Annotated in this window: 23 protein-coding genes; 20 read left to right on the plus strand and 3 right to left on the minus strand. The window is 65.3% G+C overall.

Annotation, left to right across the window (positions count from 1 at the left end):
* Positions 1 to 11: 11 nt before the first annotated feature.
* Complete coding sequence (locus B9Z01_RS11855) at positions 12 to 314, plus strand: H-NS histone family protein (protein WP_085483096.1); 303 nt, start codon at positions 12 to 14, stop codon at positions 312 to 314.
* 311 nt (positions 315 to 625) lie between these two features.
* Here B9Z01_RS11855 and B9Z01_RS11860 read toward each other — a convergent pair whose 3' ends face one another.
* Positions 626 to 1,690: a glycosyltransferase family 4 protein gene (locus tag B9Z01_RS11860; RefSeq protein WP_085483098.1), complete on the minus strand. Its 1,065-nt coding sequence runs from the start codon at positions 1,688 to 1,690 to the stop codon at positions 626 to 628.
* A gap of 554 nt (positions 1,691 to 2,244) precedes the next feature.
* Between B9Z01_RS11860 and flhD the strand changes: the two genes are divergently transcribed.
* The 19 genes from flhD (at position 2,245) to B9Z01_RS11955 (ending at position 23,938) form a co-directional block, all read left to right on the plus strand.
* Entirely contained in the window at positions 2,245 to 2,565 is a 321-nt protein-coding gene (gene flhD, locus B9Z01_RS11865) for a flagellar transcriptional regulator FlhD (protein WP_085483100.1), read from the plus strand.
* Between the two features lie 177 nt (positions 2,566 to 2,742).
* On the plus strand, positions 2,743 to 3,603 hold the full coding sequence (motA, locus tag B9Z01_RS11870; protein ID WP_085483103.1) for a flagellar motor stator protein MotA: 861 nt from the start codon (positions 2,743 to 2,745) through the stop codon (positions 3,601 to 3,603).
* Positions 3,604 to 3,624: 21 nt separating this feature from the next.
* Positions 3,625 to 4,632: a flagellar motor protein MotB gene (motB, locus tag B9Z01_RS11875; RefSeq protein ID WP_085483105.1), complete on the plus strand. Its 1,008-nt coding sequence runs from the start codon at positions 3,625 to 3,627 to the stop codon at positions 4,630 to 4,632.
* An 83-nt stretch (positions 4,633 to 4,715) separates the two neighbouring features.
* Positions 4,716 to 5,093 carry a response regulator gene (locus B9Z01_RS11880; protein ID WP_085483528.1) on the plus strand — a complete coding sequence of 126 codons (378 nt, stop codon included), beginning with the start codon at positions 4,716 to 4,718 and terminating at the stop codon, positions 5,091 to 5,093.
* 102 nt (positions 5,094 to 5,195) lie between these two features.
* Positions 5,196 to 7,559 (plus strand): chemotaxis protein CheA, encoded by a 2,364-nt coding sequence (gene cheA, locus B9Z01_RS11885; protein ID WP_085483107.1) that lies wholly within the window; start codon positions 5,196 to 5,198, stop codon positions 7,557 to 7,559.
* A gap of 96 nt (positions 7,560 to 7,655) precedes the next feature.
* Positions 7,656 to 8,192, plus strand: a complete 537-nt coding sequence (locus tag B9Z01_RS11890) for a chemotaxis protein CheW (RefSeq protein ID WP_085483530.1) — start codon at positions 7,656 to 7,658, stop codon at positions 8,190 to 8,192.
* Positions 8,193 to 8,254: 62 nt separating this feature from the next.
* Positions 8,255 to 10,177, plus strand: a complete 1,923-nt coding sequence (locus tag B9Z01_RS11895) for a methyl-accepting chemotaxis protein (protein ID WP_085483532.1) — start codon at positions 8,255 to 8,257, stop codon at positions 10,175 to 10,177.
* Positions 10,178 to 10,224: 47 nt separating this feature from the next.
* Positions 10,225 to 11,220: a CheR family methyltransferase gene (locus tag B9Z01_RS11900; protein WP_085483109.1), complete on the plus strand. Its 996-nt coding sequence runs from the start codon at positions 10,225 to 10,227 to the stop codon at positions 11,218 to 11,220.
* On the plus strand, positions 11,217 to 11,930 hold the full coding sequence (gene cheD, locus B9Z01_RS11905) for a chemoreceptor glutamine deamidase CheD (protein ID WP_085483111.1): 714 nt from the start codon (positions 11,217 to 11,219) through the stop codon (positions 11,928 to 11,930). Before B9Z01_RS11900 ends, cheD begins: the two co-directional genes overlap by 4 nt.
* A gap of 5 nt (positions 11,931 to 11,935) precedes the next feature.
* The gene (locus B9Z01_RS11910; protein ID WP_085483534.1) at positions 11,936 to 13,051 is read left to right on the plus strand and encodes a protein-glutamate methylesterase/protein-glutamine glutaminase; all 1,116 of its coding nucleotides are present in this window, start codon (positions 11,936 to 11,938) and stop codon (positions 13,049 to 13,051) included.
* 73 nt (positions 13,052 to 13,124) lie between these two features.
* A complete protein-coding gene (gene cheY, locus B9Z01_RS11915) occupies positions 13,125 to 13,520 on the plus strand; it encodes a chemotaxis response regulator CheY (protein ID WP_085483113.1) in 396 nt (131 codons plus the stop codon).
* A gap of 1 nt (position 13,521) precedes the next feature.
* Positions 13,522 to 14,232 (plus strand): protein phosphatase CheZ, encoded by a 711-nt coding sequence (gene cheZ, locus B9Z01_RS11920; RefSeq protein ID WP_085483115.1) that lies wholly within the window; start codon positions 13,522 to 13,524, stop codon positions 14,230 to 14,232.
* Positions 14,233 to 14,652: 420 nt separating this feature from the next.
* Complete coding sequence (locus B9Z01_RS11925) at positions 14,653 to 15,222, plus strand: DUF2844 domain-containing protein (RefSeq protein WP_085483117.1); 570 nt, start codon at positions 14,653 to 14,655, stop codon at positions 15,220 to 15,222.
* Between the two features lie 11 nt (positions 15,223 to 15,233).
* Positions 15,234 to 16,556, plus strand: coding sequence for a DUF3443 domain-containing protein (locus tag B9Z01_RS11930; RefSeq protein ID WP_085483119.1), 1,323 nt, complete (start codon positions 15,234 to 15,236; stop codon positions 16,554 to 16,556).
* Between the two features lie 186 nt (positions 16,557 to 16,742).
* Complete coding sequence (gene flhB, locus B9Z01_RS11935; RefSeq protein ID WP_085483121.1) at positions 16,743 to 17,978, plus strand: flagellar biosynthesis protein FlhB; 1,236 nt, start codon at positions 16,743 to 16,745, stop codon at positions 17,976 to 17,978.
* Entirely contained in the window at positions 17,975 to 20,077 is a 2,103-nt protein-coding gene (gene flhA / locus B9Z01_RS11940; protein ID WP_085483123.1) for a flagellar biosynthesis protein FlhA, read from the plus strand. Before flhB ends, flhA begins: the two co-directional genes overlap by 4 nt.
* Positions 20,078 to 20,329: 252 nt before the next feature.
* Positions 20,330 to 22,312, plus strand: coding sequence for a flagellar biosynthesis GTPase FlhF (flhF, locus tag B9Z01_RS11945; protein WP_085483125.1), 1,983 nt, complete (start codon positions 20,330 to 20,332; stop codon positions 22,310 to 22,312).
* A complete protein-coding gene (locus tag B9Z01_RS11950; protein ID WP_085483127.1) occupies positions 22,305 to 23,174 on the plus strand; it encodes a MinD/ParA family ATP-binding protein in 870 nt (289 codons plus the stop codon). Before flhF ends, B9Z01_RS11950 begins: the two co-directional genes overlap by 8 nt.
* A gap of 29 nt (positions 23,175 to 23,203) precedes the next feature.
* Positions 23,204 to 23,938, plus strand: a complete 735-nt coding sequence (locus B9Z01_RS11955) for an RNA polymerase sigma factor FliA (protein WP_085483129.1) — start codon at positions 23,204 to 23,206, stop codon at positions 23,936 to 23,938.
* A gap of 277 nt (positions 23,939 to 24,215) precedes the next feature.
* On the opposite strand, the gene B9Z01_RS11960 is transcribed toward B9Z01_RS11955, so the two are convergent.
* Positions 24,216 to 24,662: a flagella synthesis protein FlgN gene (locus B9Z01_RS11960; protein WP_085483131.1), complete on the minus strand. Its 447-nt coding sequence runs from the start codon at positions 24,660 to 24,662 to the stop codon at positions 24,216 to 24,218.
* Positions 24,663 to 24,756: 94 nt separating this feature from the next.
* Positions 24,757 to 25,113: a flagellar biosynthesis anti-sigma factor FlgM gene (flgM, locus tag B9Z01_RS11965; protein ID WP_085483133.1), complete on the minus strand. Its 357-nt coding sequence runs from the start codon at positions 25,111 to 25,113 to the stop codon at positions 24,757 to 24,759.
* Positions 25,114 to 25,208 lie beyond the last annotated feature (95 nt).

A 25,208-nucleotide genomic window follows, 5' to 3' on the forward strand; every position in this document is an offset into this window, starting at 1 on the left:
GGGAGAACCGGATGTCTCAATATGCAGACCTCAAGGCGCAGATCGCCAAATTGCAGGCACAGGCAGAAGAAGCGCGGCGCACGGAGGTCGACAATGTAGTCGCCGACATCCGCCAGAAGATCGCCGAATACGGTCTGACTGCGCAGGATCTCGGTTTCGCGGTTGCCGCGAAGCGCGGCCGCCCGCCGAAGAAAGCGCCGCTGCCGGCGAAATACCAGGATCCGAAGTCGGGTAATACGTGGAGCGGGCGTGGCAAGCCGCCCAAGTGGATCATCGGCAAGAATCGCGAGCGCTTTCTGATTGGCTCGGTCTGAATTCACACAATCTGCCGTGAAAGCCGGCTGAAGGTTTTTCGGCTGCCGCTTTATTGGTTGTGAGAAAAATCCGGTGTGGAAGCGCATCCATACCGGCATTAAAAAAGCCGCCCGTGTGGGGCGGCTTTTTTGTGACTGTCACGGGATAACTCCGATTCCCGCTTGCATCTCGCTTGCGCAAACGATTTCGATGCCGGATTCGTCCGCTATTGCTTTGTCGAAGGCTTTGTCGAAGCGCAGGTGCGGGCAAATATTCGAAGCCCGCTGAAAGCGGCCGCCAGCAAAAGCAGGTGGCCGCATTTCAGGCGCTTTTAGCCGACCGCCACCTGGCGCAATACCGGGCGCCGCGTCGTTTCAATCAGCGCCGAATAGCCGTCGACATAGTTTTGCGCCATCGTTTTCGAACTGAAACGGCGTTCGAACTGCGCGCGGATTTCCGTGCGCGACAGTTCATCGAGACGCTGCAGCGCGGCCACCGCGCCTTGCACGTCCTCGACGATATAACCGGTCACGCCGTGGTCGATCACTTCCGGGACCGAACCGCGGTTGAACGCGATCACCGGCGTGCCGCACGCCATCGACTCGATCATCACGAGGCCGAACGGCTCCGACCAGTCGATCGGGAACAACAGCGCCTTCGCACCCGACAGGAACTCGGGCTTCTGCGCCTCGTTGATCTCGCCGACGAATTCCACATGCGCCATCGACAGCAACGGCTCGATCTCGCGCTTGAAGTATTCCATGTCGACCTTGTCCACCTTGGCGGCGATCTTCAGCGGCAGACCGCTTTGTGCAGCGATCCTGATAGCTGTATCGACGCGCTTTTCCGGGCAGATGCGGCCGAGGAACGCCAGATACTCGGGCTTCTTGTGCGTCTGCGGCGTAAGCAGCTGCTCCGGCAGACCGTGATAGATCGTGTTGAGCCAGTTGGCCTGCGGCAGCGGAATACGCTGCGAATCCGAAATCGACACGACCGGCACATGCGAGAACGCGTCGAACACCGGCTGCAACTCCGGCAGATCGAGACGGCCGTGCAGCGTGGTCACGAACGGCGTGTCCAGCGTCGTGAAAAGCGGGAACGGCATGTAGTCGAGGTGAAAATGCAGCACGTCGAACTCGTGCGCGACCTTGCGCACGTTTTCCATCATCAGCACATGCGGAGCCAATGCGTCGCGAATCGTCGGGTCGAGGCGCAGCGCGCGCGGCCAGCACGCCTCCAGATTCGCGGACGTCACGGAGTCGCCGCTCGCGAAGAGCGTGACGTCGTGGCCGAGGTCGACGAGCGCCTCGGTCAGATACGACACGACACGTTCGGTGCCGCCGTAGAGTTTCGGCGGGACAGCTTCATACAGCGGCGCAATTTGTGCGATTCGCATGCGGTTTCTCCTGTTTCGCTCGGCGTTGGCGTTTTGGCGCTTACTCCGATCCCATGAAAAATGATTGCTGCTGACTAGGGCTTCGCACTGCGGCGCTCGAATAGCGCGAGGAGCGAATGCCGGACGGACGGTTGGGCGCGATTGGCTCCCGCCCAGGGAGCTCCGAATCTGCGTCGGGTAATCCCTTAGCGTCATTATCGCGATCGAACGTGCTAATTCGAGTTATTTTTCAAACGCTTAATGTTGTTACAGCGAGAAACATGAGCCGTTACAGCTCGATAACAGGCTGTTCCGATAGTTGGGTAACGATATTTCGCCTGTTTCATCCCTTTTACCGCATCGCCGCAGCCCGGCTTGTAAGAAAAATTCCTACACAAATGACGGATTAATCCGTCAAACCGGCTGGGCGTCTCTCCGATTTCCGGCAGTCCCCCCTTTCGGGACAATGCATGCAAGACCAGAAACGAGCCGATTCGTGTGGTTTGATTCCGCGCGTTCGAGCAAACGTTTTCGCAAAAACGGCCTGACCAGCCAGATAAACGCCCGGGGGAATCATGAGCGCGACTAGCGATATGCTCGATGAGATCAGAGAGGTTAACCTGTCTTATCTCCTGTTCGCGCAGCACCTGCTGCGCGAAGACAAGCCCATGGGCATGTTTCGCATGGGAATTTCGGATCAGCTGGCCGATGTGATCGCCAGTCTGTCGTTGGCGCAGACCGTCAAGCTGGCGGCGTCCAACCAGATGCTGTGCCGTTTCCGTTTCGACGACCACACCGTGCTGTCCGCCCTCGCGGACAAGGGCAAGGCGAGCGCCGTCGCGCAGGCGCATTCCGCGCTCCTGATGGCGAGCCAGCCGGTCGGGCAGATCGGCTGACAGCTGATGGCCGGTAAAAATGTCGTAGCCGGAACCCGGGAAATCCCCCCCGCGATCGGGTAGATCGAACCGGGTGCGCACCGCAGCGGCGCGCCGCTTTTCCCCGAAAGTTTTCCGCAGCACTGCCGTAAACAAGATTAACGACGGTTTCCGTCGCTTTTTTGTGAGGGCTCGGCAGTGCTGATTTTCGTGGGAACACTCGTGACGCTGTTGTCCGTTTTCGGCGGTTATGCGCTCGAAGGCGGTCATCTCGGCGCGCTGCTGCAACCCGTCGAAGTGCTGATGATCGCCGGCGCGGGCCTCGGCGCGTTCATTCTCGGCAACGGGATGAAGACGATCAAGGCGACGCTGCGCGTCATTCCGACCCTGTTCAAAGGCGCGAAATACAACAAGGACGTCTACATGGAGCTGATGGCGCTCCTCTACGTCCTGCTCGCGAAGGCGCGCAAGGAAGGCACGCTGACGCTGGAGGCGGACATCGACGATCCGTCGAAAAGCCCGATCTTCACCCAATACCCGAAGATCCTCGCCGACCGGCACATCATCGAATTCCTGACCGACTATCTGCGCCTGATGGTCGGCGGCAACATGAACGCGTTCGAGATCGAGAGCCTCATGGACGAGGAGATCGAGACGCACCACCAGGAAGGCGAGGCGCCCGCGCATGCGCTCACCAAGGTCGGCGACGCGATGCCGGCGTTCGGTATCGTCGCGGCGGTGATGGGCGTGGTGCACACCATGGCTTCGGCCGACAAGCCGCCCGCCGTGCTCGGCGAAATGATCGCGCAGGCGCTCGTCGGCACCTTCCTCGGCATTCTGCTTTCGTACGGGCTGATCGGGCCGCTCGCGAGCGTCGCCGAGCAGCGCGTGACCGAGTCGACCAAGATGTTCCAGTGCATCAAGGTGACGATTCTCGCGAGCCTGAATGGTTACGCGCCGGCGATCGCCGTCGAGTTCGGCCGCAAGGTGCTCTTCTCGACCGAGCGCCCGTCGTTCGCCGAGCTCGAAGAGCACGTGCGCCGCGTCAAGGCCAAGTAAGGCGCGCCGGGAGCCGAACCGATGAGCAAGGACAAAGACCGCGCCATAGTCGTGAAGCGCTCCGCGCCGAAGAAGTCCGGCCACCACGGCGGCGCGTGGAAGCTCGCGTACGCGGACTTCATGACCGCGATGATGGCGTTCTTCCTGCTGATGTGGCTGCTGAGTTCGGCGTCCACCGTGCAGCTGCGCGGTATCGCCGACTACTTCAACCAGCCGTTGAAGATCACGCTGTGGGGCGGCGATCGCAGCGCCGAGGATTCGAGCATCCTCAAGGGCGGCGGGCGCGATATCTCGACCGACGCGCAGGGCGTGACACGCTTCACCGACGGCTCGAACAACCGCGCGGAGCGCTCGACCTCGCACGGCAGCGACGATTCGACGAAGCCGTTGCAGGGCCAACTCGAGCGCCAGGAGCAGGTGCGTCTGCACGACCTGCAGGTCAAGCTGATGGCCGCGATCGAGGCGAACCCGGTGCTGCGCCAGTTCAAGCAGCAAATCCGCATCGACTCGACGCTGACCGGTTTGCGCATCGAGATCGTCGACTCGCAGAAGCGGCCGATGTTCGCGACCGCGAACGACGAAGTGGAGCCGTACATGCGCGACATCCTGCGCGAGATCGGCCATACGCTGAACGACGTGCCGAACCGCATCATCGTGCAGGGCCACACCGACGCCGTGCCGTACGCGGGCGGCGACAAGGGCTATAGCAACTGGGAGCTCTCGGCCGATCGCGCGAACGCGTCGCGCCGCGAGCTGATCGCCGGCGGCATGGACGAAGCGAAGGTGATGCGCGTGCTCGGCCTCGCGTCGACGCAGAACCTGAACAAGGCGGACCCGTTCGATCCGGAGAACCGCCGCATCAGCATCATCGTGCTGAACAGGAAATCGGAGGAGGCGCTCAATCACGACGACTCCACCACGACCACCCTGTCGGACGACGCAGCCGGCTCGAAGCCGCTGCTGCAAAAACTTGCGCAGCCGGCGACGGCTGCACCGAAGCCGACGGCGCCAGCGCCGGCGGCCCAGTAACGCAACGCGGCCGCCGGGCCGGACCCCGCGCCCTGCTGGCGCGGATGCTCCGGCGGCCCTGGCTCGAGAGCAGCGAGGTTTTCATGATCAGGCACATCCTGGCAATCGACGATTCGGCATCGATGCGGCAGATTCTCGCGGCGACGCTGACGACGGCCGGCTACGAGGTCACGCTCGCGGCGGACGGCGACGAAGGGCTCGAAAACGCGCTCGCGATGCCGTTCGACCTCGTGCTGACCGACCAGCACATGCCGGGCAAGACCGGCCTCGATCTGATCGCCGCGCTGCGCGGCAACCCGGCGTATGAGAGCACACCGATTCTCGTGCTCACGACGGAATCGGGTGAGCCGTTCAAGGCAGCGGCACGGGCGGCGGGCGCGACCGGCTGGATCGAAAAGCCGCTCGACCCGGACCTGCTGACCGAACTGGTCGCGGCACTGGCCGAGCCGGACCCGGTGTAACCGGCATGACAAGCGCCCCCTTCAGACCCACGGTACAGATAGCTCTCGACGCGGCTGCACGGCAGTTCACGCCCAGACAGGAACTCTCGCGGTGACCCAGGCATGACACTCGACATCACACAGTTCTATCAGACGTTCTTCGACGAAGCGGACGAACTGCTCGCGCAGATGGAGCAGTTGCTGCTCGATCTCGACGTGGCCCATCCGGACCCCGAAGACCTCGCGGCGATCTTCCGCGCCGCGCATTCGATCAAGGGCGGCGCGGCGACCTTCGGCTTCACCGCGCTCACGGAGACGACGCACATTCTCGAGTCGCTGCTCGATCGCGCGCGCAACAACGAACTCGTACTGCGCAAGGACATGATCGACTCGTTCCTCGAAACCAAGGACGTGCTGTCCGGCCAGCTCGCCGACTACCGCGCGAGCGCCGAGCCCGATGCGGACGTGGCGCGCGCGATCTGCGCGAAGCTCGAACAACTGCATGCGGAAAGTCGCATGGGGGGCGGGTTGGCTGAATCAGCACAAGACACCGTCACGGGCGGCACCCCGCCCGAGCATGTCGTCGAACAGGCGGTGCAGGTGGCTGAAGAATGGACAGGCGGCGAACCGGCACAGACCGGGCAAGCCGCCGGGACGGGCGACGGCACGGCGGACAGCAAAGCCGACAGCGCCGGTCCTCATCTGAAAATTACGCTACGGGGCGTGGGAGAAAAAGACCAGGAACTGCTCGCCGAAGAGCTGGGTAACCTGGGCGATATCGTCGGGCGGGTCAAGAGCGGCGGCGATCTGATGCTGTGGCTTGCGACCGACGTACCCCCCGACGACATCATCGCCGTGTGCTGTTTCGTGATCGACGAAAGTCAGATCGCGATCGGCCGCGGCACCGCGCCGGCGGACGACGCGCAGCAAGGCGAACCTGGAACGCCCGACGCTGCCGCCGCCACGCCGGCGCAAACGGCGCACGTTGCACCCGCCGCTACCGCGGCGCAAGCGTATGCGCATACGGCAAATCAGGTGGAGTACGCAGCGTCGTCGGCCTCGGGGGCCGACACCACTGCGCCCGCCAGCACGTCCGGTGCGGCCGGTGTGGCCAGTGTGGCCGATAGCGCCGCGCCCGGTCTCGCCGAAGCGGCTTCGGCCGTGGCAACCGTCGCGGCTCAACCGGCAGCAGCGACGCCGGCCGCCGGCACGTCCGCCGAACACGACCGCAAGACCGCCCGCCCGGCCGCCGCGGCCGCGAGCGGCGAAGGCAGTTCGATTCGCGTCGGCGTCGAGAAGGTCGATCAGTTGATCAACCTCGTCGGCGAACTGGTCATCACGCAGGCGATGCTCGCGGAAACCACCAGCACGTTCGACCCGGCGCTGCACGACCGGCTCTTCAACGGCATGGCGCAACTCGAGCGCAATGCGCGCGATCTGCAGGAAGCGGTGATGTCGATCCGCATGATGCCGATGGACTACGTGTTCAGCCGCTTCCCGCGCCTCGTGCGCGATCTCGCGGCGAAACTCGGCAAGGAGGTCGAACTCGTCACGTTCGGTCAGGCGACCGAGCTCGACAAGAGCCTCATCGAACGGATCATCGATCCGCTCACGCACCTCGTGCGCAACAGCCTCGACCACGGCATCGAAACCGTCGAGGCGCGGCGCGCGGCGGGCAAGGATTCGACCGGCCAGCTCGTGCTGTCGGCGGCACACCACGGCGGCAACATCGTGATCGAGGTGAGCGACGACGGTGCGGGTCTGCGCCGCGACAAGATTCTCGCGAAGGCGGCGAGGCAGGGCATGCAGGTCAGCGAGACGATGACCGACGAGGAAGTCTGGAACCTGATCTTCCTGCCGGGCTTCTCGACGGCGGAACAGGTGACGGACGTATCGGGCCGCGGCGTCGGCATGGACGTCGTGAAGCGCAACATCCAGTCGATGGGCGGCCACGTCGAGATCACCTCGCACGCGGGCAAGGGCAGCACCACGCGCATCGTGTTGCCGCTCACGCTCGCGATCCTCGACGGCATGTCGGTGAAGGTCGGCAACGAGATCTTCATCCTGCCGCTGAACTTCGTGATGGAGTCGCTGCAGCCGCAAGCCGACCACATTTATACGGTCGCCAACGGCGAGCGCGTGGTGCGCGTGCGTGGCGAATATCTGCCGCTCATCGCGCTGCACGAAGTGTTCAACGTCGACGAAGCGAAGCAGGACCCGACGCAAGGCATCGTCACGATCATGCAGACCGAGGGACGACGCTTCGCGATGCTGATCGACGAACTGGTCGGCCAGCAGCAGGTCGTCGTGAAGAATCTGGAAACGAATTACCGCAAGGTGCACGGCATTTCCGCCGCGACCATTCTCGGCGACGGCAGCGTCGCGCTGATCGTGGACGTGGCGGCGCTGAACCGCGAAACGCGCCATGCGCATGGGCACGCGCATGGACAACATGCGCAGGCGCACAGCGCGATGAGCTTCGCGTGACGCGCGGCCACGGCGTGACGCGTGCCCGAAATCCGGCATCGCCAGTCGTCGCAACACACATTCAACTCATTTCATCCCAACCGTCTGGGGGCTAACGTGGCAGAAGTCCAATCCATCAATTCGAGCGTCGCGAGCACGAGCGGTACGAATGGCCGCCGCGAAGCGCATCAGGCCGACGCCGGCGGTCAGGAATTCCTCGTCTTCACGCTCGGCGCCGAAGAGTACGGCATCGACATTCTGAAGGTGCAGGAAATCCGCGGCTACGACAACGTCACGCGCATCGCCAATGCGCCCGAATTCATCAAGGGCGTCATCAACCTGCGCGGCATCATCGTGCCGATCGTCGACATGCGCATCAAGTTTCATCTGGGCCGCGTCGAGTACGACCACCAGACCGTCGTCATCATCCTCAACGTCGCGCATCGCGTGGTCGGGATGGTCGTGGACGGTGTGTCGGACGTGCTCACGCTCGCCGCCGACCAGATCATGCCGGCGCCCGAATTCGGCGCAACGATGACGACCGAGTACCTCACGGGCCTCGGCACCGTCGACGGCCGCATGCTGATCCTGATGGACATCGAAAAGCTCATGACGAGCCGCGAAATGGCGCTGACCGAAGCGCTCGGCGTTTAACGGTGCACCACGCGGCACGCCACGGCGAATCAGAAACGGGATATGGCAAAGGGAGCATCAAGATGTTGAGCAGGTGGTCGATCCGCACCTCGTTGACGTTGGTCGGGGTTCTTCTGGTTACGCTGACCGTGGTGGTCGGCGCGCTCGGGTTCACCGCGTTGAAGCGTGCGAGCGGCTCGCTCGATCGCATCGCGCGCGGCGATCTCGTGGCGATTCACGCGCTCGACGACGCGTCTTCGTACCTGCTGCGCTCGCGTCTCGCGGTGGACCGCTTCAACACGCTATCGGCCGCGGGCAACGCGGATGAAGCGAAGAAAGCGATTGACCGTGCACAGGAGCTGCTCGTCAAGGGCAACCAGAGCTGGCAGGTGTATCTCGACGCGCCGAAGTATGGCGTCGATCAGGCTCTGCTCGACGACGTGCTCGCCAAACGCACGACCGTGATGCGCGACGGCGTCGACGTGGAATTCGCCGCGCTCAACGCGAACAATCTCGACGCATACCACGCTGTTGCCGACACGAAGATCAGCCCGATGTTCATCGCCTACGACGCGGCGGCGGCCGCCGTCATCAAGGCGCTGCAGCAGAGCGTGCTCGATCAGCAGGCGAGCGCGCAGTCCAACGCGTCGCTGATGATGACGTCGATCGTCGCCGTCACGGTGCTCGCGCTGCTGCTCGTGGCGGGCATCCGCGTCGCGCTGCGCGGGCTCATCGTGGAGCCGTTGAAGGACGCGACCGTGTGCTTCGAGCGCATTGCCGCGGGCGATCTGTCCGGCACGGTCGAGGTGTTCAGCCACAACGAGATCGGGCGGCTGTTCGCCGGTATCAAGCAGATGCAGGAAAGCCTCGCGACGATGGTGCGCGCGGTGCGCGGCAGCACCGAATCGATCGACACCGGCGCGCGCGAAATCGCGATGGGCAACACCGATCTGTCGCAGCGCACCGAGCAGCAGGCGGCGTCGCTGCAGGAAACCGCGTCGAGCATGGATCAACTGACCGGCACCGTGCGGCAGAACGCCGAGAACGCGCGCCAGGCGAGCCAGCTTGCCGTGAACGCGTCCGACATCGCGACGCGCGGCGGCGACGTGGTGAGCCAGGTCGTCACGACGATGCAGGAGATCGCGACGAGTTCGAGCAAGGTCGTCGACATCATCGGCGTGATCGAGGGTATCGCGTTCCAGACGAACATTCTCGCGCTGAACGCGGCGGTCGAGGCCGCGCGCGCCGGCGAGCAGGGCCGTGGCTTCGCGGTCGTCGCGGGCGAAGTGCGCAGCCTCGCGCAACGCAGCGCGAGCGCGGCGAAGGAGATCAAGGAGCTGATCGGCGATTCGGCCGGCAAGGTGAAGAGCGGGTCCGAGCTGGTCGGCCGCGCGGGCACGACGATGGACGAGATCGTGCAGGCAGTGCGCCGCGTGACCGACATCATGGGCGAGATCAGCGCCGCGTCGGAAGAGCAGTCGGGCGGTATCGAGCAGGTCAATCGCGCGGTCGTGCAGATGGATTCGGTCACGCAGCAGAACGCCGCGCTCGTCGAGCAGGCGGCGGCCGCGGCGGCGTCGCTCGAAGACCAGACGCGTCAGTTGCAGGCGGTGCTGAGCGGCTGGAAGGTCGCCGACGGTTCGGCACGCAACGGCGCGGCGGCAGTGCGTCCGCAGACGGCAGTGCACGTGAGCGGCGCGACGGGCGCGCAGTTCGCCAAAGCCGTGGCGCCGCAAGCGACGAATTCGGCAACAAGCGCAGCGACGCATGCAACAACGAGCGCAGCGATGAACGTAGCGACGAGCGCAACAACCCGTGCAGGCAGCACAGGCAACGCCGCTCGCGCATCGGGCACGGCTGCGGTCACGCACGAGGCCAGCACCCGCGTCGAACCCGCGCTGAAACCGAAGCAGGCCACGGCACCCGCGCGTACGGCCTCAGCGATTCCTGCTGTCACGGCGAGCGCGGCAGCGGCAGGCTCTGACGCGGACTGGGAAACGTTCTAGACGACGCGTCAGGCACGGGCAGAAGAAGGCATAGGGAGCATACGGACATGCGGTCATTCGGCATCGCGCTCGCAGAGGGGCGAAGCATCGCAGCACGCGCGGCCCCGGAGCGGGCCGCTCCGGAGAGACCCGCCGAAACGGCACGCGACTTCGAATTCACACCGGCCGACTTTGCCCGCATCCGCGATCTGATTCATCGCGCGGCGGGTATCTCGCTGTCGGATCACAAACGCGACATGGCATACAGCCGGCTCGCGCGCCGTCTGCGAGCGCGCGGCCTCGAGACGTTCCGGCAGTATCTCGATCTGCTCGAAACGCAAAACGATCCGGCCGAGTGGGAAGCGTTCACGAACGCGCTGACCACGAACCTCACCGCGTTCTTTCGCGAGGCCCATCACTTTCCGATCCTCGCCGACTTCGCGCCGCGCCGCGCGCAGCCGGTCGCCGTGTGGTGCTCGGCGGCATCGACGGGCGAGGAGCCGTACTCGATCGCGATGACGCTGATCGAAGCGCTCGGCGAGAGCGGCGCGCGCCAGGCGTCGGTGCTCGCCACCGACATCGACACTCAGGTGCTCGCCAAGGCCGAAGCCGGCGTCTATCAGTTCGACCAGGTCAAGCACCTGTCGCACGAGCGCCTGAAGCGCTTCTTCCTGAAGGGCACCGGTGCCCATGCGGGAATGGTCAAGGTGCGCCCCGAAGTGCGCGCGCTCGTGCGCTTCGAACAGTTGAACCTGACCGATCGCGATTACCCGTTGCGCACGCAGTTCGATGCGATTTTCTGCCGCAACGTGATGATCTATTTCGACAAGCCAACGCAGGCGCAGGTGCTCGCGCGCTTCGAGCCGCTGATGAAACCGGGCGGCCTGCTGTTCGCCGGGCATTCGGAGAACTTCACGTACGTGACGCAGGCATTCAGGCTGCGCGGCCAGACCGTCTACGAGCTGACCCGCGACGCGGGCGGCGCGCGTTCGCACTCGCGCGCGGCAGCAGGCGGGAGCGCAGTGGCTGCCACGCATCACACGACGAGCGGGGTGGCCGCATGAGCAGCGCGTTGCCGATCGCATCCAATCTCTACTACGACAACCACTTCAAGCGCCCCGGCGTGAAGCTGTTGCCCAACGAGTTCTACACCACGAGCGAAGACATGGTGCTCGTGACCGTGCTCGGCTCGTGCGTCGCGGCCTGCATCCAGGACCGCACCGCGGGTATCGGCGGGATGAATCACTTCATGCTGCCCGACGACGGCGCCGACGTCGCCCAGGCCGCCTCCGACTCGATGCGCTACGGCGCGTACGCGATGGAAGTGCTCATCAACGAACTGATCAAGGCGGGCGGGCGGCGCGAGCGTTTCGAGGCGAAGGTGTTCGGCGGCGGCGCGGTGCTCGCCGGCATGACGACGATGAACATCGGCGATCGCAATTCGGAATTCGTGCGCCGCTATCTCGCCACCGAAAAAATCCGCATCGTCGCCGAGGACCTGCAGGGCTCGTATCCGCGCAAGGTCGCGTTCATGCCGCGCACAGGCCAGGTGATGGTGAAGAAATTGCGCCTTCAGCAGGAAGCGGGCGTGGCCGAGCGCGAGCAGGCGCTCGTGCGCCAAAGCCCCGAAGCGCGCGCCGAGCGGCTCGCGGCGGCGCGCAAGCGGGTCGAGCTGTTCGCGTTGCCGGCTGCCGCGCGGCCGAAAATCGAACTGTTCGGCGCGAGCCTGCGACCAGCTTATTCCAACAACGCCAGAACCATAGAGGAGGCGTGAGCGCTGTGCAAAAGATCAAGGTATTGTGCGTCGACGATTCGGCGCTGATCCGCAGCCTGATGACCGAGATCATCAACGGCCAGCCGGACATGACGGTCGTCGCAACCGCGCCCGACCCGCTCGTCGCGCGCGAACTCATCAAGCAGCACAACCCGGAAGTATTGACGCTCGACGTCGAAATGCCGCGCATGGACGGCCTCGATTTTCTCGAGAAGCTCATGCGCTTGCGGCCGATGCCGGTCGTGATGGTGTCGTCGCTGACCGAGCGCGGCAACGAAATCACGCTGCGCGCGCTCGAACTCGGCGCGGTCGATTTCGTGACCAAGCCGAAGGTCGGCATTCGCGACGGCATGCTCGATTACGCGGAAAGGCTCGCCGACAAGATTCGCGCGGCGGCCCGCGCCCGCGTGCGCCACACCGCGCCCGCGCAGCATGCGGCGGCACACGGCACGCATGGCACGCATGCCACGCACGCCGCGCACGCGCCAGCCGAGAGCGCGCCGCTTTTCAACAATCCGCTGCTGAGCACCGAGAAGCTCATCATCGTCGGCGCGTCGACGGGCGGCACCGAGGCGATCCGCGAAGTGCTCGTGCCGCTGCCGCCCGATGCGCCCGCGGTGCTGATCGCACAGCACATGCCGCCGGGTTTCACGAAATCTTTTGCGCAACGTCTCAATGGTTTGTGCCGGATTACCGTTAAAGAAGCAGAGCACGGCGAGCGCGTGCTGCCGGGCCATGCGTACATCGCGCCGGGCCATGCGCATCTGCTGCTGGCCCGTAGCGGCGCGAACTATATCGCGCACTTGTCCGACGATCCGCCGGTGAACCGGCATCGTCCGTCGGTCGACGTGCTGTTCCGCTCGGCCGCGCAGCATGCGGGCAAGAACGCGGTGGGCGTGATTCTGACCGGCATGGGGCGCGACGGCGCGGCCGGTCTGCTGGAGATGAAAAAGGCGGGCGCCTACACGCTGGCACAGGACGAAGCGAGCTGCATCGTGTTCGGCATGCCGCGCGAGGCGATCGCCCTGGGTGCCGCCGACGAGATCGCCGCGCTGCCGGAAATGAGCCGGCGCGTGATGGCGCGTTTGTCGTCGATGGGCGAGCGCGTGCAGCGGGTGTGATGCGCGCCGGGTGGATCGCGGCGCTCAGGCGCCGCAACACGGATCAAGCAAAGAGAAAGACAAAGGGAAAGAAATGGATAAGGGAATGAAGATTCTGATAGTTGACGATTTTCCGACGATGCGCCGGATCGTCCGCAATCTGCTCAAGGAACTCGGTTACTCGAACGTCGACGAAGCGGAAGACGGCCAGACCGGTCTCGCGCGTCTGCGCGGCGGCAGCTACGACTTCGTGATCTCCGACTGGAACATGCCGAACCTCGACGGTCTCGCGATGCTCAAGGAAATCCGCGCCGACGCGCATCTCTCGCATCTGCCAGTGCTGATGGTGACGGCCGAGTCGAAGAAGGAGAACATCATCGCCGCGGCCCAGGCGGGTGCGAGCGGCTACGTGGTCAAGCCGTTCACGGCCGCGACGCTCGACGAGAAGCTCAACAAGATCATCGAGAAGATGGCGAAAGCCGGGAGCTGACGTGACGCCGCCCACCCAAACGCCTGGCGCCGAAGCGGCCAACGAGAGCGGCGAACTCGCGTCGGACCGCATCCTCGCCCGCATCGGACAACTCACGCGCACGCTGCGCGATTCGATGCGCGAACTCGGGCTCGACAAGCACGTCGAGCGCGCGGCCGAAGCCGTGCCCGATGCGCGCGATCGTCTCAAGTACATCGCCGACATGACCGAGCAGGCCGCCGAGCGCGTGCTGTCGGCGATCGACGTCGCGAAGCCGGTGCAGGAACAGTTGCAGAAAGACGCGGGCGCGCTCGACGCGCGCTGGGAGCAGTGGTACGCGGCGCCGATCGAGCGCGAGGAAGTGCGCGCGCTCATGAACGACACGCGCACATTCCTGCGCGGCGTGCCCGAGGCGACCAGCGCGACCAACGCGCAACTCATGGAGATCATGCTCGCGCAGGACTTCCAGGATCTGACCGGCCAGGTCATCAAGAAGATCACGGACGTCGTGTATCTGATCGAGCAGCAACTGCTCGGCGTGCTCGTCGAGAACATCGCGCTCGAGCGGCGCGAACAGTTCGCGGCGAACGCGGCGGCGCTCGCGGCCGAGGTCTCGCCGACCGGCAGCCCGGAGCATCTGCTCAACGGTCCGCAGATCAATCCGGAAGGCAAGACGGATGTGCTGCAGGATCAGGCGCAGGTCGACGATCTGCTCGCGAGCCTCGGCTTCTGACGGCGGTCCGGCCTGGGCGCCAGGCCGGTTCTCCGCTGGCTGTTCCTTACCGGTGAATCCTTACCGGCGGGGCGTCACCGCCGGTTCTTCCGCGCCCATCCGCCCGTCCTCGCGGCGCACTCCAAACGCGCGTTTGATGCACGTGTTCGATGCGTGTGTTCAATGCACATTTCACACATAGTTTCCCGCTTGTAATAGACGGTAAGCCATCCGCGCGCCCGCGCCTTCTGTCAGCCGACGTGATCCACAGGCATACTACGGGGTCAAAGCGGTACGGCGCCTCGCCATTGCAGCGCCGGCCGGTCGCGTGGTGAGGGACACTCCCCAGGGTCGCGGCCGCGGCGGTGCCGTATCATTTGCCTACTAGCAGCCGGTCCGCGTAATGCGTGAGCCGCGCCGCAGCTCGGGAGGAGCTTCGTCATGTGGAGTAGCGTATGCCGCGCCGGGAAAGCCACGGCGCTTGTGGTGCCATGTGTGTTGTCGTGCTCGCTGTTGATTCTCACGGCCCCGCAGTCCGCTCATGCGGCACTGGGCGCCGCGCCGATGACGCCGCCCGCGGACGCCACCGTTTCTTCCCGCGTGGTTCAGCCCGTCAGCAGCGCGGCGCAGAGCGTGATGCGTTCTGCGTCGAGCGCGGCTTCGTCGGCGTCTTCCACGTCTTCGGCTTCCCCTTCGTATACCGTGCGCGAGACCACGCTCGGCAACGGCACCGTGGTGCGCGAATATCTCGCCGCCAACGGCTCCGTGTTCGGCATTGCGTGGCATGGCCCGCAGATGCCCGATCTCAACGATCTGCTCGGCAGCTACTTCTCGCAGTACGTCGCTGGGGTGAAGGCCGTGCGCGCGACGCGCGGCAACGCGCGCGGCCCGGTCAGTGTCGATCAGAGCGGGCTCGTCGTGCGCTCGGGCGGCCACATGGGCGCGTTCAGCGGCGTTGCGTGGTTGCCGTCGGCGCTGCCTGCCGGCGTCAGCGGTTCGGACATCCAGTAATGAGGACGACGATGCGATTCATGCACACGAGCGCCAAAATCAAAGGCTGGAAGCAGGCCGCGATGGCCGTATTTGCCGTCATGCTCGCGGCGACGCTCGCCGCGTGCGGCGGAGGCGGCAGCGACAACTCCAGTTCCAGTTCCAGCAACAGTTCGTCCAATGCGCTGAACGGCGGCTCGCTGCCCGCCAGCCCGACCCAGCAGCCGATCGCCGCGGGCGCGGCTAACACGGTGCCGATCACGGTCGGCGCCGGCGTAAGCGGCGTCATCAACATTCCGACGGTCAGCGTGACGATCTGCGCGCCCGGCTCGACCACGAACTGCCAGACCATCAACAACATCCAGCTCGACACCGGCTCGTTCGGGCTGCGCGTGGTCGGCTCGATGCTGAATTCGTCGCTGCTCCAGGCATTGCCCAACAGCACACTGAGCGGCACCAGCTCGCAGCTTGCCGAGTGCGCAACGTTCGCCGACGGCTACACGTGGGGCGCCGTGCGTACCGCGACCATCAAGATCGGCGGCGAGACGACGACGAGCGGCATTCCGATCCAGGTCATAGGTGACACGAGCGCGGGCACGCAGCCCGCTAGCGGCTGTGGCAGCGGAGCGGCGCAAAACACGGTGAGCGACCTCGGCGCGAACGGCATTCTCGGCGTCGGCACCGCGCCCAACGATTGCGGCGCCACCTGCGCGAATCTCACCACCGCCGCGATCTACAGCAACTACTACGTGTGCCCGGGCGGCACGTCCTGCGGGCGCACCGCGGTGCCGACCACGCAGCAGGTGAGCAACCCGGTCGCGAGCTTCCCGGTCGACAACAACGGCGTGATCGTGCAGATGCCGCCGGTCTCGAACACCGGGCAGGCGTCGGCGAACGGCACGCTCGTGTTCGGCATCGGCACGCAGTCGAACAACACGCTCGCCGCCTCGCACGTCTTCACGAGCGATACCTACGGCGACCTGAACAACAGCACGTTCAACGGCGCGACAGTGCAGGCGTTCCTCGATTCCGGCTCGAACGCCTACTTCTTCAGCGACAGCACGATCGCGCAGTGCGGCAGCAACTTCCCGGGCTTCTACTGTCCGTCGTCGGCGCAGACCCGCTCGATTACGCTGGTCGGGCTCAACAACGTCTCGGCGAACGCGAGCATCGGCATCCTGAGCGCGCAGACGCTGTTCGGCAACGGCAGCAACTACGCGTTCAACGACCTCGCCGGGCAGATCGGCGGCAGCAGCAGCTTCGACCTCGGTCTGCCGTTCTTCTACGGCCGCTACGTGTACTACGGCTTCGACCAGACCTTGACCACCGGTGCCACGCCCTACGTGGGCTTCTGATTCGCGGCGATCCGCCGTGCCTGAACCCGAAGCCGGGCGCCCCGCGCAAGATCGCGCGGGGCGCCCGGCCATCCGCCGAAATACCCCCGTTTCCCTGTCCTTATCCGTCGATCGGCGCTTGCGCCGAGCGTGAATAATCGCTCTCACTGGAAAGAGGCGCCGTGCCTCGGCCGACTGGAGAGCTTTGTGGCAGAGGACAGCGACCTCGAAAAAACCGAATCCGCCACTCCCCGGCGCCTGCAGAAGGCGCGCGAGGAGGGGCAGATCGTACGTTCGCGGGAGCTGTCGACGTTCGCGCTGCTGGCGGCGGGTTTTTACGGCGTGTGGGGGATGTCCGGCAGCATCGGCGAGCATTTGCAGAACATGCTGCGCGCGTCGCTCACGTTCAACCATGCGAGCACGGTCGACACGAGCCGCATGCTGATCGGCGCGGGCGCGGCGGGCCGCGAAGGGCTCTACGCGCTGCTGCCGATCCTCGGCTTCACCGGCCTCGCCGCGCTGCTCGCGCCGATGGCGCTCGGCGGCTGGCAACTGTCCGCGAAAGGGCTCGAACCCAAGTTCAACCGGCTCAACCCGATCACGGGCCTCGGCCGGATCTTTTCGATCAACGGGCCGATCCAGCTCGGCATGTCGCTCGCGAAAACGCTCGTGGTCGGGCTGATCGGCGGCACCGCGATCTGGAATCGCCGCGACGAATTCCTCGCGCTCGCGACGCAGCCGCTCAATCTCGCGCTCGCCAACTCCGTGCATCTGATCGCGGTGTGCTGCGGCATGACGGTAGCCGGCATGTTCGCAGTGGCCGCGCTCGACGTGCCGTACCAGCTCTGGCAGTTCCACAAGAAGCTGCGCATGACCAAGGAAGAAGTGAAGCGCGAGCATCGCGAAAGCGAAGGCGATCCGCACATCAAGGGCAAGATTCGCCAGCAGCAGCGCGCGATTGCGCGGCGCCGGATGATGTCGCAGGTGCCGAAGGCCGACGTGGTGGTGACGAACCCGACGCACTTCGCGGTCGCGCTGCAATACACGGATGGCGAGATGCGCGCGCCGAAGGTGGTCGCCAAGGGCGTGAACCTCGTGGCCGTGCGGATTCGCGAACTCGCCGCCGAACATAACGTGCCGCTGCTCGAAGCGCCGCCGCTCGCACGTGCGCTTTATCACAACGTCGAGCTGGACCGCGAGATTCCGGGGCCGCTCTATGGCGCGGTCGCCGAAGTGCTCGCGTGGGTGTACCAGCTGCGGCGCTTCAGGACCGAAGGCGGCGCCGTGCCGGTCGCACCGACCGAATTCGACGTGCCCGCCGAACTCGACAAGGGCGGCGTGTCCGACGAAGAAGCGGCCGGGGAAGCCGCCGACACGCTCAACCCCGCCAACGACGGCACTAACGACGACGCCAATAACGACAGAACGGGAGCCTCCGCATGAACGCTCGCGCCGGTTTCCTCTCCCGACGCCCGGACGCCTTGAGCAGCACCAATCTGCGCGCCCTCGCCGGGCCGGTGCTGATCTGCATGATCCTCGGCATGATGATTCTGCCGTTGCCGCCGTTCCTGCTGGACCTGCTGTTCACGTTCAACATCGCGCTCTCGGTGATGGTGCTGCTCGTCAGCATGTACACGATGAAGCCGCTCGACTTCGCCGCGTTCCCGAGCGTGCTGCTGTTCTCGACGCTCCTGCGGCTCTCGCTGAACGTCGCGTCGACGCGGATCGTGCTGCTCGAAGGCCACACCGGTCCCGATGCGGCGGGCCAGGTGATCGAGTCGTTCGGTCACTTCCTCGTGGGCGGCAATTTCGCGGTCGGTATCGTCGTGTTCGTGATCCTGATGGTGATCAACTTCATGGTCATCACGAAGGGCGCGGGGCGGATCGCCGAAGTGTCAGCGCGCTTCACGCTCGATGCGATGCCCGGCAAGCAGATGGCGATCGACGCCGATCTGAACGCCGGCCTCATCAACGAGGAACAGGCAAGGAAGCGCCGCGCGGAAGTCGCGCAGGAAGCCGAGTTCTACGGCTCGATGGACGGCGCGAGCAAGTTCGTGCGCGGCGACGCGATCGCCGGTCTGCTCATCATGGTCATCAACATCATCGGCGGGCTGATCGTCGGCATGGTCCAGCACGACATGAGTTTTGCGGCGGCCGGCAAGAACTACACGCTGCTCACGATCGGCGACGGCCTCGTCGCGCAGATTCCGTCGCTCGTCATTTCGACCGCGGCCGGCGTGATCGTCTCGCGCGTCGCGACCAACGAGGACATCGGCACGCAGCTGACGGGGCAACTGTTCACGAATCCGCGCGTGCTGATGATTACGGGCTGCATCCTCGTGCTGATGGGTCTGATTCCGGGCATGCCGCACTTCGCGTTCCTGATTCTCGGCGGCGGCCTGATCCAGCTCGGCCGCACCATGAAAAAGCGCGCCGAGCAGCGCAAGAGCAGCACCGCGCTCGTCGACGTCGCACCGGCCGCGCTCGCGCCGGCCGAGAACGCCGAGGCAAGCTGGGACGACGTGACGATGATCGACACGCTCGGCCTCGAAGTCGGCTACCGGCTGATTCCGCTCGTCGACAAGAACTCGGACGGCGAACTGCTCAAGCGGATCAAGAGCATCCGCAAGAAGTTCGCGCAGGAAATCGGCTTCCTGCCGCCGGTCATTCATATCCGCGACAACCTCGAATTGCGGCCGAACGGCTATCGCATTGCACTCAAGGGCGTCGAGGTCGGCGCGGGCGAAGCGTATCCGGGCCAGTGGCTCGCGATCAACCCGGGTCAGGTGTCGGCCGCGCTGCCCGGCACGCCGACCCAGGACCCGGCGTTCGGGCTGCCCGCGATCTGGATCGATACGAACCTGCGCGAACAGGCGCAGGTGTATGGCTACACGGTCGTCGATTCGAGCACGGTGGTCGCGACGCACCTCAATCACCTCGTCGTCACGCATGCGTCGGAACTGCTCGGCCGCCGCGAAGTGCAGGCGCTCATCGAGCGGATGCAGAAGGACACGCCGTCGCTCGTCGACGATCTCGTGCCAAAGGCGCTGCCGCTCAATACGCTGCAGAAAGTGCTGCAGAACCTGCTCGAAGAGGGCGTGCCGATCCGCGACATGCGCACGATTCTCGAAGCGCTCGCCGAGCACGCGGTGAAGATCACCGACGCGCACGAACTGACCGCGGCGGTGCGCCTCGCGCTTGGCCGCGCGATCACGCAGCAGTGGTTTCCGGGCACCAGCGACATGCAGGTGATGGGGCTCGACGCGAACCTCGAGCGCGTGCTGTCGCAGGCGCTGTCGACGGGTCCGAACCCTGGCCTCGAGCCGGGTCTCGCGAATACGCTGCTCACCGAGACGCAGAAGGCAATGACGCGTCAGCAGAATCTGGGGCTCGCTCCGGTGCTGCTCGTGCAGCACGCGCTGCGGCCGATGCTCGCGCGCTTCCTGCGCCGCAGCTTGCCGCAGTTGAAGGTGCTGTCGTATGCGGAAGTGCCCGATACGAGAAACGTCAAGGTGGTGAATCTGATCGGCGCGCAAGGCTGACATGCTTTGCGTGCGAGCGGATCGATGGGGAAAACCGGCGCTTCGAGGCGCCGGTTTTTGTTTGGGCGGCGGGTTTCATCACCCACTTGCGCGCTATGCCGGGCTTGTCTCCATCGTGCGAATAGCCTGCTTTTAACGGTCTTTATCCATCGATCGTCACTCGACAGCTTTCGCAATAATTGATCTCAATGGGAAGCGGTCTATCGCTGGCCCGTGAGTTCGTTAGTCCGTTTACCGCGTCGGGGGTCCAGCTTGAACATTCGTAAATTTGTCGGTGCTACCAGTCGCGATGTGCTGCGTCTCGTTCGCGAAGCACTTGGCCCCGATGCGGTCGTGCTGTCGAATCGGACGATGGACGACGGCAGCGTCGAAATCGTCGCGCTCGCCGACAGCGATCTCGCCGCGATCACGCCGAAAGCGCGCGAAGGGGCGAGCGCCGCCATGCAGGCTGCTGCTGCGGCGCTCGGCTCGGGCGCGGGTGTGGGGACCGCGGCGTCCGTTGCGTCGCGCGGTTTGTCCACGGCGCCGGCGAATCCGTACGCGAGCGGGATGCCGGACGTGTTTTCGTCGGTGTTCGGTGCAAGCCCGGAAGCGGGGGCCGAAGCGATGCCGGTGAATGCGTCGATGAGTGCCGTCGCGGATTCCGCTATCGCCACAATGTCTACGCCGGTGACCGCGTTGCCGGGCAATCCGGCAACGGCGAGCGCGCCCACGGCCGTCGCAACGGGCATGGTGCCTGCCGCAAGCGAGCCGCCAATCAACAACGCATTCAACACACAGGCAGCGCCCGCCGCGCCTTCGGCTTCGAGCGCCCGCGCCGCGGCAGCGCGTCTGTCGGAAGACATCCGCGCGGATCTGCTGAAGGCCGCCGGCGTGCCGGTCACGCCAGCCGCCCCTGTTGCCCAAACCGCCGTGCCGCGCACGATGGCCGAATCGAATCCGTGGCTCATCGATCACGCGCATCGCATCGCGGCCGAGCAGCAGCAACCAGGCGGCGAATACAGCGCGCGTCCCGCCGCGATGACGCCCGCCGCCGCGACGGCCAGGGGCCTCGGCAGCGCGGTCGACATGAACAGCGCCGCGCGCCGGCCCGCCGAGCCGCCCGTCATCGACACGCCCGAGTGGGCCCGCGAAGCCGCGCAGGTCGCCGCGCGCCGTACCGCGCAGAAGCCCGCGCCCGCGCAGCCCGCCGCCGACGAAACCCGCACGCCAGCCTCCGTCGCCGAAGCGATCAAGGCGCGCATGGAGCAGGTCGTCAAGGACACCGTAATGAACGAGTTGTCCTCGATGCGCGGCATGATGGAAGAGCACTTCGCGGGGCTCCTGTGGGGCGAGCGCCAGCGCCGCAATCCGGCGCGCGCCGCGCTCACCAAGCATCTGTTCGCAGCGGGCTTTTCCGCGCAACTCGTGCAGATGATGGTCGACAATCTGCCCGACGACATCGACACGATGGACGGCGGCATGGACTGGGTACGCTCGGTGCTCGAGTCGAACCTGCCGGTCATGGAAGACGAAGACGCGCTGATGGAGCGCGGCGGCGTGTTCGCGCTGATGGGCCCGACCGGCGTCGGCAAGACGACGACCACGGCCAAGCTCGCCGCGCGCTGCGTGATGCGCTTCGGCGCGAGCAAGGTGGCGCTCCTCACGACCGACAGCTACCGGATCGGCGGTCATGAGCAGTTGCGCATCTTCGGCAAGATTCTCGGCGTGTCGGTGCATGCGGTGAAGGACAGCGCCGATCTGCAACTCGCGCTTTCCGAGCTGCGCAACAAACACATCGTGCTGATCGACACGATCGGCATGAGCCAGCGCGACCGCCTCGTATCCGATCAGATCGCAATGCTGTGCCGCGCCGGCCAGCCGGTGCAACGCCTCCTGCTGCTCAACGCGACGAACCACGGCGACACGTTGAACGAAGTCGTGCAGGCCTATCAACGCGCGCCGGACCAGCAGCCGCTCGCCGGCTGCATCCTCACCAAGCTCGACGAAGCGACGAACCTGGGCGGCGTGCTCGATACGGTGATCCGCTACAAGCTGCCCGTGCACTACGTGTCGACCGGCCAGAAGGTGCCGGAGAACCTGTACGTCGCGACGAAGAAATTCCTGATTAAAAGCACGTTCTGCATTCCGCGCGACCACTCGCCGTTCGTGCCGCAGGACGACGACATCCCCGCCTTGTTGTCCGCGCTGTCCGCACGTTCGACGGCCGAGCTGCACGAGGTTCGCTTTGGATAAGCTCGTTTCGGATCAGGCGGAAGGATTGCGGCGGCTGCTCGCGCGCGGCGGCGCGCGCGTGATCGCGGTGACGGGGGCGTCGGCGGGCGTGGGCAGCACGACGGTGGTCGTCAATCTCGCCGCGGCGCTCGCGCAGCAGGGCAAGGACGTGCTCGTGATCGACGAATGCGTGGGCGAGAAATCGGTGAGCGCGATGCTCGGCGGTCTGCGCGGCGCGGGCAATTTTTCGGCGGTGATGCGCGGCGAGATGCCGGTCGATTTCGCCGCCGCGCGCCATGCGCTCGGCTTTTCGGTGCTGGCTGCGTCGCGCAACAACCGCGAGGGTCATACGGAGGCCGAATTCAGCGTGCTGCTCGGCGGGTCCGCCGACATCGTGCTGATCGATGCGCAACTCGACGCGCAAGGGCACCTGTCGCCGTTCGCGACGCAGGCGCACGACGTGATGATCGTCACGCGCGTGTCGGCCCAGGCGATCACCGACGCGTATGTGCGCATGAAGCGTCTGCATTACGCGCACGCGATCGCGCAGTTCCGCGTGCTCGCGAATCACGTGCAAAGCGCGCGCGACGCGCATGTCGCATTCGCGAATTTCGCCGGCGTGGCCGGGCGCTATCTGGCGGTGACGCTCGAAGCCGCCGGCTGCATTGCCGCCGACACGCGCATGGCGCGGGCGCTGGAGTTGTCGCGCTGTGTGGTCGATGCGTTTCCGTCGACACCTGCGGCGCGCGATTTCCGCCAGCTCGCCGCCGAATTGCAATACTGGCCGATGCGGCCAGCGATGTCGTCGCAAACGCCCTCGCGGGCGCCTGCGGCAGTTACAGCGGCGCACCACGCCGACCAACCGTCCGCGCAGCACGCTTAAGAGACTTGCACGAGGACAAGGGGAGCACGATGTACAACGCTCAGGGAAAGATCTCCCAGGCCGAAGTTCTGACGAAGTACGCACCGCTCGTGCGTCGACTCGGCTTGCAGCTTGTTGCGAAGATGCCGGCGAGCGTCGATCTCGACGATCTGATCCAGGCCGGCATGATCGGTTTGCTGGATGCCGCCGGTCGCTACAAGGAAGACCAGGGCGCGCAGTTCGAGACCTATGCCAGCCAGCGGATTCGTGGCGCGATGCTCGACGAGTTGCGCAGCAACGACTGGCTGCCGCGCAGCTTGCGGCGCACGTCGCGCGAAGTGGAAACGGCGGTGCACAAGGTGGAGCAGAACCTCGGCCGCTCGGCGAGCGAAACCGAGATTGCCGAGCATATGCAGATGCCGCTCGACGAATACCAGTCGATGCTGCAGGACCTGCACGGCAGTCAGCTCATCTATTACGAAGACTTCGACCGTTCCGCCGACGACGAACCGTTTCTGGATCGCCATTGCGTCGATCATTCGGACCCGCTGTCGGCGCTGCTCGACGACAGCCTGCGCTCGGCGCTCGTCGAAGCGATCGACCGTCTGCCGGAGCGCGAGAAGCTGCTGATGTCGCTCTACTACGAGCGCGGCTTGAACCTGCGCGAAATCGGCGCGGTGCTGGAAGTGAGCGAATCACGCGTGTGCCAGTTGCACGGCCAGGCCGTGGCGCGCTTGCGCGCGCGGCTGCGGGAAATGGCCTGGGCAAACGCCGAGGCGAGCTGAAGTCGGATCGGCAAGCGTCCGGCCACTTCTGAACCGGTGCGGCGCCCGGCATCGGGTGGCGCTGCGTGAGGTGCGCACCTGCCGCACACTGTTCTTCACGCGTCAGTCATTTATTTCATGTTCTCGGCGGCGAGCACCGGAAATGCCGCGCGCTTGCGCTTAGGCATCGATCTCCTGCACCAGCACTTCAGGCAGCGAGATGTTGATGCGGGCCGCTTTACTCAAAGCCCGCGAATCAACGCCTTCGAATTAACGTCTTCGAATCAAAGCCCGCAAATCACAGCCCCGAATGCGCCGGAATCCGTCCGTCCGGTCCATACAGATTGACCTTGCGCGGCACGTTGACCTGCAGCGCCGTCAGCGCGCGCTGGTTGTAATCCATCCGCACGCGGATCAGCTCGCCGTTGTTGGTGTTGACGCGCCGCGCGCGCTCGGCCGCTTTCTGCAGCAGCTTCCATTGCGTGGCGAGCTGCGCGTCGGTGCTGGCCGCGAGTTCCATGCCGGACCAGCCAGCCGGGAAACCGAGTTCGGCCAATTGCGTGTCGCGCGCGGCTTCGAGCTTTGCGAGCACGCCGATCAGTTCGGTTTTCTTCTCGACGATCGCAGGCAGCTGTTCCAGCGGGGACACCGCGGCCAGCGCCTTCGTTTCGAGCGTGAGGATCGAGGCGAACGCCTCGACGGTTGAATATTCTTCGATCAGGGTGGCAACCAGGGCGTCTTTCATGTCAACAACTCGCTACGCAAGCCGGCTCGCACAGGGCGCGCGAGCCGGATTTGTCGGACGTCGCCCGGCACGTCACCACACGGCGAGGTGCCGATCAGTTGCCGGTCGACGAGGTCTTGTTCTGCAACAGGTCGCGCGCCGTCTGCAGCACGCCGTCGGCGATCTTGCCGGAGTCGATCTGCAAGGTGCCGTCCTTGATGGCCTGTTTGATCGACTCGACGTGGGTCGTGTCGATGTCGGCCGAACCCGATGCCGCGAGGCTGCGCAGATGCTGCGACAGACCCGACAGGCTGACGCTCGCGTCGCCCGCTGCGCTGCCCGCGGCCGTGCTCGCACCCTGGGTGGCGCTCTGTGTCGCGCCGGCTGCCGATGCGGCGTCGCTCTGCTGCGAGCGGGACACGGCGTCTTTCAACGTCGGCAGATTCGATGAGATGGTGGAATCGACTTTCACGATTGGCTTCCTGAACGATTTGATCCTGATAACGGCAACCGCTGATCAAAACTTTAGCGCAATCGCCCGACTCCCGGCCCGGCTTTGCGAGGCCA

It is taken from the genome of Paraburkholderia susongensis, from assembly GCF_900177725.1.
GTDB classification, from domain to species: domain Bacteria; phylum Pseudomonadota; class Gammaproteobacteria; order Burkholderiales; family Burkholderiaceae; genus Paraburkholderia; species Paraburkholderia susongensis.

What these genes read in the sequence shown, in the direction of transcription:
- B9Z01_RS11855 (WP_085483096.1), top strand. Translation starts at nt 12, where the DNA reads ATGTCTCAATATGCAGACCTCAAGGCGCAGATCGCCAAATTGCAGGCA.
- B9Z01_RS11860 (WP_085483098.1), bottom strand. Translation starts at nt 1,690, where the DNA reads ATGCGAATCGCACAAATTGCGCCGCTGTATGAAGCTGTCCCGCCGAAA.
- flhD (WP_085483100.1), top strand. Translation starts at nt 2,245, where the DNA reads ATGAGCGCGACTAGCGATATGCTCGATGAGATCAGAGAGGTTAACCTG.
- motB (WP_085483105.1), top strand. Translation starts at nt 3,625, where the DNA reads ATGAGCAAGGACAAAGACCGCGCCATAGTCGTGAAGCGCTCCGCGCCG.
- B9Z01_RS11880 (WP_085483528.1), top strand. Translation starts at nt 4,716, where the DNA reads ATGATCAGGCACATCCTGGCAATCGACGATTCGGCATCGATGCGGCAG.
- cheA (WP_085483107.1), top strand. Translation starts at nt 5,196, where the DNA reads ATGACACTCGACATCACACAGTTCTATCAGACGTTCTTCGACGAAGCG.
- B9Z01_RS11895 (WP_085483532.1), top strand. Translation starts at nt 8,255, where the DNA reads ATGTTGAGCAGGTGGTCGATCCGCACCTCGTTGACGTTGGTCGGGGTT.
- B9Z01_RS11900 (WP_085483109.1), top strand. Translation starts at nt 10,225, where the DNA reads ATGCGGTCATTCGGCATCGCGCTCGCAGAGGGGCGAAGCATCGCAGCA.
- cheD (WP_085483111.1), top strand. Translation starts at nt 11,217, where the DNA reads ATGAGCAGCGCGTTGCCGATCGCATCCAATCTCTACTACGACAACCAC.
- cheY (WP_085483113.1), top strand. Translation starts at nt 13,125, where the DNA reads ATGGATAAGGGAATGAAGATTCTGATAGTTGACGATTTTCCGACGATG.
- B9Z01_RS11925 (WP_085483117.1), top strand. Translation starts at nt 14,653, where the DNA reads ATGTGGAGTAGCGTATGCCGCGCCGGGAAAGCCACGGCGCTTGTGGTG.
- B9Z01_RS11930 (WP_085483119.1), top strand. Translation starts at nt 15,234, where the DNA reads ATGCGATTCATGCACACGAGCGCCAAAATCAAAGGCTGGAAGCAGGCC.
- flhA (WP_085483123.1), top strand. Translation starts at nt 17,975, where the DNA reads ATGAACGCTCGCGCCGGTTTCCTCTCCCGACGCCCGGACGCCTTGAGC.
- B9Z01_RS11955 (WP_085483129.1), top strand. Translation starts at nt 23,204, where the DNA reads ATGTACAACGCTCAGGGAAAGATCTCCCAGGCCGAAGTTCTGACGAAG.
- B9Z01_RS11960 (WP_085483131.1), bottom strand. Translation starts at nt 24,662, where the DNA reads ATGAAAGACGCCCTGGTTGCCACCCTGATCGAAGAATATTCAACCGTC.